Source organism: Mesorhizobium sp. M0243 (assembly GCF_040321775.1).
GTDB lineage: Bacteria > Pseudomonadota > Alphaproteobacteria > Rhizobiales > Rhizobiaceae > Mesorhizobium.
Genome location: NZ_JAMYSF010000057.1, coordinates 1 through 9,612, shown reverse-complemented (window position 1 = coordinate 9,612; position 9,612 = coordinate 1). Strand labels below are relative to the sequence as shown.

Annotated in this window: 9 protein-coding genes, 1 tRNA gene and 1 riboswitch; of the genes, 3 read left to right on the top strand and 7 right to left on the bottom strand. The window is 62.8% G+C overall.

Annotated elements, in window-relative coordinates; translation table 11 throughout:
* Nucleotides 1–162: 162 nt before the first annotated feature.
* The 3 genes from NKJ11_RS33360 to NKJ11_RS33350 form a co-directional block, all read right to left on the bottom strand.
* A complete protein-coding gene (locus tag NKJ11_RS33360; RefSeq protein ID WP_352439839.1) occupies nt 163–957 on the bottom strand; it encodes a CbtA family protein in 795 nt (264 codons plus the stop codon).
* 15 nt (nt 958–972) lie between these two features.
* On the bottom strand, nt 973–1,152 hold the full coding sequence (locus NKJ11_RS33355; RefSeq protein WP_013531117.1) for a CbtB domain-containing protein: 180 nt from the start codon (nt 1,150–1,152) through the stop codon (nt 973–975).
* A gap of 36 nt (nt 1,153–1,188) precedes the next feature.
* Nucleotides 1,189–1,392, bottom strand: a riboswitch (cobalamin riboswitch).
* Nucleotides 1,393–1,448: 56 nt separating this feature from the next.
* A complete protein-coding gene (locus NKJ11_RS33350; RefSeq protein ID WP_352632394.1) occupies nt 1,449–2,648 on the bottom strand; it encodes an MFS transporter in 1,200 nt (399 codons plus the stop codon).
* 223 nt (nt 2,649–2,871) lie between these two features.
* On the opposite strand from NKJ11_RS33350, the gene NKJ11_RS33345 reads away from it, so the two are divergent.
* Together NKJ11_RS33345 and NKJ11_RS33340 are read left to right on the top strand one after the other, a co-directional pair.
* Entirely contained in the window at nt 2,872–3,870 is a 999-nt protein-coding gene (locus tag NKJ11_RS33345) for a heparan-alpha-glucosaminide N-acetyltransferase (protein ID WP_352612451.1), read from the top strand.
* A complete protein-coding gene (locus tag NKJ11_RS33340) occupies nt 3,867–4,343 on the top strand; it encodes a methyltransferase family protein (RefSeq protein WP_023812367.1) in 477 nt (158 codons plus the stop codon). Before NKJ11_RS33345 ends, NKJ11_RS33340 begins: the two co-directional genes overlap by 4 nt.
* 250 nt (nt 4,344–4,593) lie before the next feature.
* On the opposite strand, the gene NKJ11_RS33335 is transcribed toward NKJ11_RS33340, so the two are convergent.
* The 3 genes from NKJ11_RS33335 to NKJ11_RS33325 all read right to left on the bottom strand — a co-directional run bounded on the left by NKJ11_RS33335 (nt 4,594) and on the right by NKJ11_RS33325 (nt 6,832).
* The gene (locus NKJ11_RS33335; RefSeq protein ID WP_027034793.1) at nt 4,594–4,980 is read right to left on the bottom strand and encodes a MerR family transcriptional regulator; all 387 of its coding nucleotides are present in this window, start codon (nt 4,978–4,980) and stop codon (nt 4,594–4,596) included.
* Between the two features lie 157 nt (nt 4,981–5,137).
* Entirely contained in the window at nt 5,138–6,556 is a 1,419-nt protein-coding gene (gene mgtE / locus NKJ11_RS33330; protein ID WP_352439837.1) for a magnesium transporter, read from the bottom strand.
* A gap of 191 nt (nt 6,557–6,747) precedes the next feature.
* Nucleotides 6,748–6,832: transfer RNA gene (locus NKJ11_RS33325), tRNA-Leu, on the bottom strand.
* Between the two features lie 235 nt (nt 6,833–7,067).
* Here NKJ11_RS33325 and lipB point away from each other — a divergent pair.
* A complete protein-coding gene (gene lipB, locus NKJ11_RS33320; protein ID WP_352612449.1) occupies nt 7,068–7,811 on the top strand; it encodes a lipoyl(octanoyl) transferase LipB in 744 nt (247 codons plus the stop codon).
* A 72-nt stretch (nt 7,812–7,883) separates the two neighbouring features.
* Here the strand turns inward: lipB and NKJ11_RS33315 are convergent, their stop codons facing one another.
* A complete protein-coding gene (locus NKJ11_RS33315; protein ID WP_352795155.1) occupies nt 7,884–9,134 on the bottom strand; it encodes a site-2 protease family protein in 1,251 nt (416 codons plus the stop codon).
* Nucleotides 9,135–9,612 lie beyond the last annotated feature (478 nt).

The window sequence follows — 9,612 nt, the reverse complement described above, 5'->3', positions numbered from 1 at the left end:
GTGCCGCGGTGTCGGGGGCGGGTAGTGGTTTATACCCCACCCCCCCAGGGTGGCGCCGTGGCTTTTTCGGCCCCGGGCGGCGGCATGGGGGTCGCCTGTTTTGGGGCGGGCGCGCTCTGGCGGGCGCGCCCACCGCCGATGAGGAAGGTCAGTGTCTTGCGATCAGGCAAAGCTGTCGCGCAGGCTGGTCGCGGTGCCGGTGAAGCGGCCACGCACCACACCGACGACCGCGCCGAGCACCAGCCAGAACACGAGGTTGGTCACGGTCACCGCCACCACGAACTGGTGATGCAGCCCTTCCGGAATCGCCGTCTCGTAACTGTCGGGCTGCGGTGCACCGACAACATGCGGTGCGACGATCAAAAAGACGGCAAGGATCGCCAGCGGCAGCGACTTGCGGAACGCGATCAGGCCGAGACCGGCAGCGGTTGCCGCCACCGTTGCCCACCACCAGATCTGCCGCTGGGTGAGATCGGCGGCCGGCATGGCAGGCAATTCCGGCGGCAGGCCGAGGCCCGGTGCCAGCGTGAACACGGCAAAGCCGGCAAGGCCCCAGAACACGCCCTGGCGCCAGCCACCGATGCCGCCGGCGAATTCGGAGACCGCGACCAGGATCAAGGCGAAGCCGATGCCGGTGACGATATTGGCAAGCACGCTGAAGGCGAAACGCTCGAAACCGTCTGCCGGCGCCCAACCTTCGTCTGCCGGAGCGGCTTCCGCCGCAGCCGGGGCAGCAGAGCTCATCGCATCTCCCGCCGGAGCAGTTGTGCTCATGGCATTGCTATCCGTTGCGGCCGGAGCGCCATGGTCATGGTGATGCCCGCCGCCCGCCTGTTCGTAAACTTCCGCCTTCAGGATCAGCGGCACGGTGGCATAGGCCTGCAGGCAGGCGAGGACGACGCCGGCCACGAGCCCTGCGATCGCCGCGATGAACACGACGTTGCGAAACAGATTCATGATGTCAGCCCCTCGTCAGTGGCAGGGAAACGCCATCGAATGGCGATAGTCGTGAGCCGCATTATGGACGGCATCGATATGCGAGAAGCCGACAAAGCCCATCACGAAAATGCCGAGCAGCGCGGCAAGCGCGAGCTGCATGAAGCGCGACTGCGAGGAGACGGAGGCGCCGAGGGAGACGGAAGCGGTAGTCATGTCTTGTCCTTTCGCCCTCCACCCGAGGGCATCGAAGTCAGTTTCCTGTCGCCGGCAGGTCTCCTGGCTCGCGGATCAGCATCCTTCCCCACCTTCCCGAAGAAAAATCTTCAGTGGCATATGGAGAGGACTACCGCACACAGTTGCGGGGGCAGCCACGGCATTGGGCGAATTCGCCCGCACCGCATTCCCTCTTGGCTCCAAAATGGAACCGGCGACACCGGCGACTATAGGCAGAATCCTCGGCTCCGGCAAACCAAATTCCGCCGGCGGCCATTGCGAATGCGCCATGAAGGTCAAAGCGATTTCGGCAGATAGCGCCACGTCACAAAGCCGCAGACCGCCGCCAGCAGGCCGAGCGTGACGAACACCGCGCCAAGGCCGAAGAAGGCCAGCACCACCGAATAGACCAGCGGCGGCGTCAGCTCGGAAAAGTCGAGATAGGTGCGGTAGACCGCCGCCATCTGCGATCTTTCATAGGAGCGCACCGAACGCATGAAGGCGGTCGAGCCGAGCGCGTCGAGCGCAATGGTGAAGAAGGCGCCGCAGAGCAGGAAGGCGCCGGTGAGCAGCGGCACGGTTTCGCCGACGAAGCCTGCCGCCAGCAGCGTGGCCGACATGGCGAAATAGGCGAATGTCATGGTCCTGCGGCCGCCAAAGCGCTTTCCTGCCTTGCCCCAGAAGATGGCCATGAACAAAAGCGCGTTGCCGGCCGAAACCAGCAGGCCGCCGGCCAGCTTGCCCTCGCCGGTGATCACCATGAACAGCGGCCCGTAGACGAAGAACGTTGTCCAGAAACAGGAGCGGCCGAAGGCAATCAGCCAGGCCAGCCTGAGCCTGGGCTGCGCGACGAAGCGGCCGATATTGGCGAGCGGATTGACAGGGCGCGTCTTGCCCGGACGGATGGACTGGGTGTCGCCGAGGCGGTAGGTCCAGAACAGCGCCAGCAGGGCAAACGCGAACACCGCGACCGCACCGTGCGCGGCATAGATGCCGAAGCGCGTGTAGAGGAAGATGCCGAGCGTCGGCCCACCGGTCCAGGCCAGCATCGACCACGCCATGCGCAGCGATTCGGCCTGCATGAAGTCGGTCTTGCGGATGTGGTCCATGATGTAGAGGTTGAGCGTGATCGACAGCGCGCTGGCGCCCATCACCCGGCACAGCATGCCGGCCAGTTGCCCGGCAAGCGTGTCGGTGACGAAGAACAGCGAGCCGACGGCCAGCAGGCAGGCGCCTGATGTGTAGACCCAGCGGCGGGCAAAGCGGCGGATCAGCATCGGCATGAACAATGTCACCGACAGGCCGAGCATCGCCACGACTGTGTAGAGCATCGACACGATCTGCTCGTTGTGCAGGATTTCATAGGCCTGGATCGGGATGACGCTCGACACCGTGGCGCGGGCGAAGGATTCGACCGCATAGAGCGACGCGAAGGTGCGCGCGTCCGCGGCCTTGAGAGCCGGCAGCCAGATCGGATGGCGCACATGGGTGGACATTGCTTTCCCCGAAGCAGATTCACCGGGTTAAATCTGCCGTGGCGACCCCAGTGCCAATAAGAGGAAACCGACGTGCATCCGGCAAAAGCGAAGCCGGCCAAAGGCTTCCCGGCACTGGCCCAATGCCGCGGCCGATCCGGCGTTATCGGCAGGATTGCCGGTCTTCTTTTGTCCGGGGCAACCGTGATAGTCCTCCAACGGGGCTGAATCAGAATGCGAGACCATGAGCATCCAAACGCCGACCGCACCCGTTCAGGATCGACCAAAGCGCATCGTCGTCATCGACATCGTGCGCGGCATCGCGCTGATCGCCATGGCAAGCTACCATTTCACCTGGGATCTGGAGTTCTTCGGCTACACCGATCCCGGCCTGACCGCCTTCGGCTGGTGGAAGATCTACGCGCGCTGCATAGCCTCGACCTTCCTGTTCCTGGTTGGCGTCAGCCTGTACCTCGCCCATGGCCGACAGATCCGCTGGAACGGCTTCTGGAAGCGGTTTGCCATGGTCGCCGGAGCCGCGATCGCGATTTCGGTCGTCACCCGCATCGCCACCCCGGATGGATTCATCTTCTTCGGCATTTTGCACGAGATCGCGCTGGCCAGCCTGCTCGGCCTCGCCTTTCTGCGGCTGCCGGCACTGCTGACGCTTGTCGTCGCCGCGCTCGTCATTGCGGCGCCTGTCTATCTGCGCCTCGAGGCGTTCGATCACCCATGGCTGTGGTGGGTAGGCCTGTCGGCTAACAATCCACGCTCCAACGACTACGTTCCGTTGTTTCCATGGTTCGGCGCCGTGCTTGCAGGCATCGCGGTGACGAAACTCGCCGCCGGTTCAGGCGTGCTTGCCCGGCTTGCCGAATTGGCGCCCGGTCGCTGGGCCAACCCGCTGGTCTTTATCGGCCGGCACAGCCTGGCGTTCTACCTGATCCACCAGCCATTGCTGATCGGCTGCGTCTGGCTGTTCTCGCAGATCATGCCGGCGCAGGTCGAAACCCCGCAGGTGAATTTCCTCAAAACCTGCCAGCTGTCCTGCGAGCAGTCGCGCGACACCGAGTTCTGTACGAGCTACTGTGTCTGCATGCTCGATACGCTCGAGGGCGAGGCGACGCTTGATCGGCTCTACAACAACGACCAGACTGCGGAATGGAAGACGCATCTGTCCGATCTCGCCGGCATGTGTACCGCCAAGACGGACAGCAAGTTGATGGAGGAAGGGGTCAAATGACCGAGAACCAGCCGAAGCCGGGGCTCATACCGTGGCCGCCGCTGATCTACACCGCCGCCATCGCCATCAGCATCGCGCTGGGCCTGCTCTATCCCCTGCCCTGGATCGGTGACCTCCTGGGCGACATTCTTTTCGCCGCCGGCTGGGTGGTGCTGCTTGCCGTTGCAGCGCTCTGGGTCACCGCGATCCGCACCATGGTCCGCGCCAAGACCACGCTGAACCCGAACGCTGTGCCCGATCACCTGGTCACCACGGGTCCCTTCGGCATCACCCGCAATCCGATGTATCTGGCCAACACCCTGCTGTTGATCGGCGTCGCCTTTGTCTCGGGCATCGTGTGGTTCCTGCCGCTCGCCTTCATCGCCGCCTATGCCACGCAAAAAATGGCGATCGAAGGCGAGGAAAAGATGCTGGCGGCAAAATTCGGCAAGAAATACCGCGACTACGCGAAACGCGTGCGCCGCTGGATTTGAGCTGGCGCTCCGGTTTCCATCGCGGAGAGGTTTTGACAGGTGCACACTTCGGCGATTAGCCTAAGTCTTGCGAACTTCGTCATCCTAGGGCGTAGCAGGAGCGCAGCTCCGTCGCGGAGACCCTAGGATCCATGCCGTGACCTCGGTCTAGGAGTGCAGCGGAGCAAAGTTCTGCGCCGTCGCGGCATTGCAGAAGGAATAGACGTTTCCGCTCATTCCGAACGCTAACGCGCGATAGAATCCAGTCCGCTCAGGTATTCACGCCAAGCTCGACCAGCCGCTCCACACAAGACTCCTCGGCCTGGTCGAGTTCAGCCAGCGTCTCCTCGAGGTCGCGGCGCTTCTGCCGGAGATCCTCGCGCTTTTCCTCGATGCGCTTGATCATCAGGTTGAGCTGGCCGACTTCGCCGGGCGGCTCCCTGTACATCTGGATGATTTCGCGGATTTCGTTGATCGAGAAACCAAGCCTCTTGCCGCGCATGATCTGACGGATGAGGTGGCGGTCGGAGGGGCGAAACAGCCGCGTGCGGCCACGCCGCACCGGCTGCACCAGCCCTTCGTCCTCGTAAAAGCGCAGCGTCCGCGTCGACACATCGAACTCACGGGTCAACTCGGTGATCGAATAATATTCTCGCATTGCCACTCCCGCACGCCGAAACCAAGGGGCGATCGCCATGCCGGCGTCACCCTTATGTCCCGAACCAAAACCCATGCCATGCCGGAATCGACATGGCGCCCCGCGCAAGCCTCGCACGGCATTTACGTAAAAGTCAATTAAGCCAAAAGGCGTGCCTTCAGGGCACACCGAACCACCACGTGGCGATGCCGAGAAATGCAAAGAAACCGACGACGTCGGTAACCGTGGTGACGAAGACCGCCGAAGCGACCGCCGGATCGATCTTGAAACGATCGAGCAGCAGCGGAATCAGGATGCCGGCCAGGGCGGCCACGAACATGTTGATGATCATCGCCGCCGCGATGATGCCGCCCAGATTGGGGTCACGGAACCAGGCTGCCGCAACGATGCCGATCAGGATGGCGAAGACGATGCCGTTGATGAAGCCGACACCCATCTCGCGGCGAATGATGCGGCCGGCATTGTAGATGTCGAGATCCCTGGTCGCCAACGCCCGCACGGTGACGGTCATGGTTTGCGAGCCGGCATTGCCGCCCATGCCTGCGACGATCGGCATCAGCACCGCCAGTGCGACGATATGTTCGATCGTGCGGTCGAACAGGCTGATCACCGACGCCGCCAGGAACGCGGTCAGAAGGTTGATAAGCAACCACGGAACGCGTGATCGCGAGGTCGAAAAGATGCTGTCGGAAAGCTCTTCGTCGCCGACGCCGCCCATGCGCATCAAATCTTCCTCGGCCTCCTGCTGGATGACGTCGACGACATCGTCGATGGTCAGAACGCCAACCAGCCGTTCGTTCTCGTCGACGACTGCGGCCGACAAAAGATCGTACTGCTCGAATTCCCGCGCAGCCTCTTCCTGGTCCATGGTGGCCGGAATGGCGTGCCGCGTCTCGTGCATCACTTCCTCGACCTTGACCGAACGCTTGGTCCTCAGGATCTGGTCGAGGTCGATGGCGCCGAGCAGCTTGAAGGTCGGATCGATGACGAAGATCTGGCTGAAGCGCTCGGGAAGGTTGTTGTCCTCGCGCATGTAGTCGATGGTCTGGCCGATCGTCCAGAACGGCGGAACCGCGACGAACTCGGTCTGCATGCGGCGGCCGGCCGTCTCTTCGGGATAATCAAGCGAGCGGCGCAGCCTGATCCGCTCGGTGAACGGCAGTTGCGACAGGATCTCGTCCTGGTCTTCCTGGTCGAGATCCTCGAGAATGTAGACGGCGTCGTCGGAATCGAGCTCCTGCACCGCCTGCGCGATCTGCGCATTGGGCAGATTGTCGACGATCTCCATACGGATCGCCTCGTCGACCTCCGTCAGCGAGGAGAAGTCGAAATCGGCGCCCAGGAGTTCGACCAGCGCGCGGCGCTGTTCGGGATGCAGCGCCTCGAGCAGGTCGCCGAGTTCCGACTGGTGCAGGTCGTCGACTTCATGCTTGAGGGTCAGCGTGTCGCGGTCTGCGATCGCCGCGCCAATCCGCGCCAGGAAGGACGAAAGCACGGCGCCGTCCTCGCCATAGATATCGGCGTGGTTGTCCTCGGCGGCCCTGGCGCCGGTCGTCCGTTCGTGCTCGCCTTCCACCAGCGCCTCCCGCCACAAGAATCCCGGAAAAGGTGCAAATCAGGTCTAGAGCATCGGACCCAAAAGGGGAAACCGGTTTTGGGAGAATCCGATGCTCAGAAAGAAAGTGGCGTAAAGTGCGGGAATATCAAACGAAATGCGCCCGGCCCGCAGCGGGCGAGACCGGTACAAATCGGACTCTGGGAAGAGAATGGTGCGGTCGAGAAGACTCGAACTTCCACGGGTTGCCCCACAGCGACCTCAACGCTGCGCGTCTACCAATTCCGCCACGACCGCACGTGGTAGAGCCGGAACCGACCGGCTCGCGGCGTGTAGCAAATCGTTTCCGGCGAAACAAGTGCACGGCAAGCAATAATGTCAGGCGATTGGCATAATGCTCCACAGGGCTCGAATGCAGCCCCGGAACTGGACGTTTGCGCCTAATGTCGCCATATGGAAGGCAGGTTGATGTCACCCAAAGGTGCGGCGCGGTTTTGGGACGCGACATGCATAAGCGAAAAGACGATACGCCATGCCCGAACGCAGCCAGATCGCCACGTCGTTCCTGCCGCTCCCCGGTTCAGCACCGGTCGAATGGCTGATCGAGCCCGGCCTTACCGCCTATCCCGAAGCACTTGCCTTCATGAAGGCGCGCGCCGAGGCGATCCGCAGCGGGGCCGCCGGCGAGATGGTCTGGCTGGTCGAACACCCGCCGCTCTACACGGCCGGCACCAGCGCCCGCGGCGAGGATCTGATCGACGCCGACCGCTTCCCGGTGTTTTCGGCGGGACGCGGCGGCGAATACACCTATCATGGGCCGGGCCAGCGGGTCGCCTATGTCATGCTTGATCTGAAGCGGCGGCGCGAGGACGTCCGCGCCTTCGTCGCGGCGCTCGAACAGTGGATCATCGGCACGCTCGCCGCCTTCAATGTGCATGGCGAACGCCGCGAGGACCGGGTCGGCGTCTGGGTCGTGCGGCCGAATCGCCCTGCCCTGCCGGACGGCTCGCCGGCGGAGGACAAGATCGCGGCCATAGGCATTCGGCTGCGGCGTTGGGTGAGCTTCCACGGCATCGCCATCAATGTCGAGCCCGATCTCGACCATTTCAGCGGCATCGTGCCTTGCGGCGTGCAGGACCACGGCGTCACCAGCCTCGTCGACCTCGGCCTTCCCCTGACCATGGCCGATCTTGACCTGGCGCTGAAATCCGCCTTCGAGGATGTGTTCGGTCCCGCCACGGCTTTGCCTGTCGAAGCCGAGCGCAAGGCCGGCTGATTCTTCCTGATCCGGTACGGCTCAAGCTATGTGTGATTCACAGGCCGGCATCCATCTGAATATCAACACACCTCAGATGAGCTGGGCGGAGGCCCACAGGACGCCATAGCCATGGATGGCGAACACCGCCAGCAACGCCGCGGCCATGGCGAGGCGGTCGATGGTGCGGATCGGCTTCAGCTCGTGACGCGGCTTTATTCCGCTGCTCATCGTCAGCAGGCTGAGGATCGAAAACACCGCTCCCGTCGCGAGCAGGAAGTTGGAGGAAAAGCCGGCCTGCCAACCCACGGCCAGGAAAGCCGAGAGCAGGAAGAAGGAAGCCAGCGCCAGCGCGACCGGCCCCGGACAGATCTGGCGCAGCACCTGACCGCCGTCGAATTTCCACACCGGCACCAGATTGGCGATGTTGAACAGTGCGGCAAAGCCGGCCAGGGTCGCCAGCAGCGCCGCCGCCAGCCGATGTCCTTCAGCGCCGGCAAAGGTGCTGGCGGCGATAGCGATCGGCACCAGGAATGCGGAGAAGCCGGCGCCCATCAGCGCCACGAAGGCGACTTCGAAACGGCTGTCATAGGGCCGCCCGCCAATGGCGATGCCGCCGAGCAGCGGAATGAAGATCATCCGTGCCCGGTTGTGGCCCATAAGCCGAAACGCCGCCATATGGCCAAGCTCATGCAGGGCGACCACCGATGTGAGGATCGCGGCCAGTGCCAGGCCGCCGAAGTGAAGGCCGAAGAATGGCCACAGGATCAGCGCCGAAAGCCCGGCGAAACCGACCTGGCTCAACGGATGCTCGAACCAACCGCCCTTGCGATACTCCCCGGTCCGCGCCCAGCGCTGCAGCTTGGAGAGTTCGCGGCACAGGGCGAAATAGCGGAACACCAGGAAGGCGACGCCGCGATAGCGATCGGTCTGGCTGAGCGTCACCCGCGTGCTGGTGCCTTCGGAAACGAGTTCGGCGGTTTCGGAAAAGTCCTTCCAGAACGAAGCATCGAGCGCGGTGTCCTCAATGACACGCATCGAGAAGCTGATACCTTCGACGACGTCCTCAAACCGCGACTTGCGTTCGATCGGCTTGCCGTCGCGACCTTCCCACGACAGCGTGATGCGGGCCACGCCCTCGCCGTCCGGCGCCTCGGCGGAAAGGATCTCACCGGACCAGCCGGCATCGCTGCCGAGCGGCCACAGCGCCTGCCAGAGGCGCTGACGATCCATTGCCACCAGACGGGTCAGCCGGACCGTGCGCAGACCCAGCGGCACGGTTATCAAGAGAAAGATCAGCCCGAGATTGCTGGCCACGAGAATGGCCGTGACGATGGGCGACACTTGGACGTTGCTCCCTGTCTTTCAGGCACCCTAACGTCGCGGCGGCAAGAAAAGCTTAACGGCGGAACGGCCTTCGACCGTGCAGGAACAGCGACGGCGAACGCCGCCAAATCACATGGCTCCGATCCAGATCGCCATGGAAACGAGAAAGGTGCTCATGCAAACCAGTGAGATGACATCCTGAACCAGATCGGTCATAACTCTCTCCTGTTGTTGATATGTTCGCATTTTGTTCTAATTTTGTTTCAAAGTCAACGGGCACGATCCGCCCGCATTCGGAATTTCCGGGCGATCAAATCGGCAGGGTTAAGAAAGGGTTGATGGGCGTCGGACGGTGCCACGTGGGGAGATCGCAGCCTTTGCGATTAGGCAATACACCCATTGCTTCGTCATCCTAGAGCGATTCCTATTTTGAGAGAATCGTAGGATTCCCAAAGCCGGATGTTTGTGATTCAAGATGCTGGCTGGATTGGAGGCC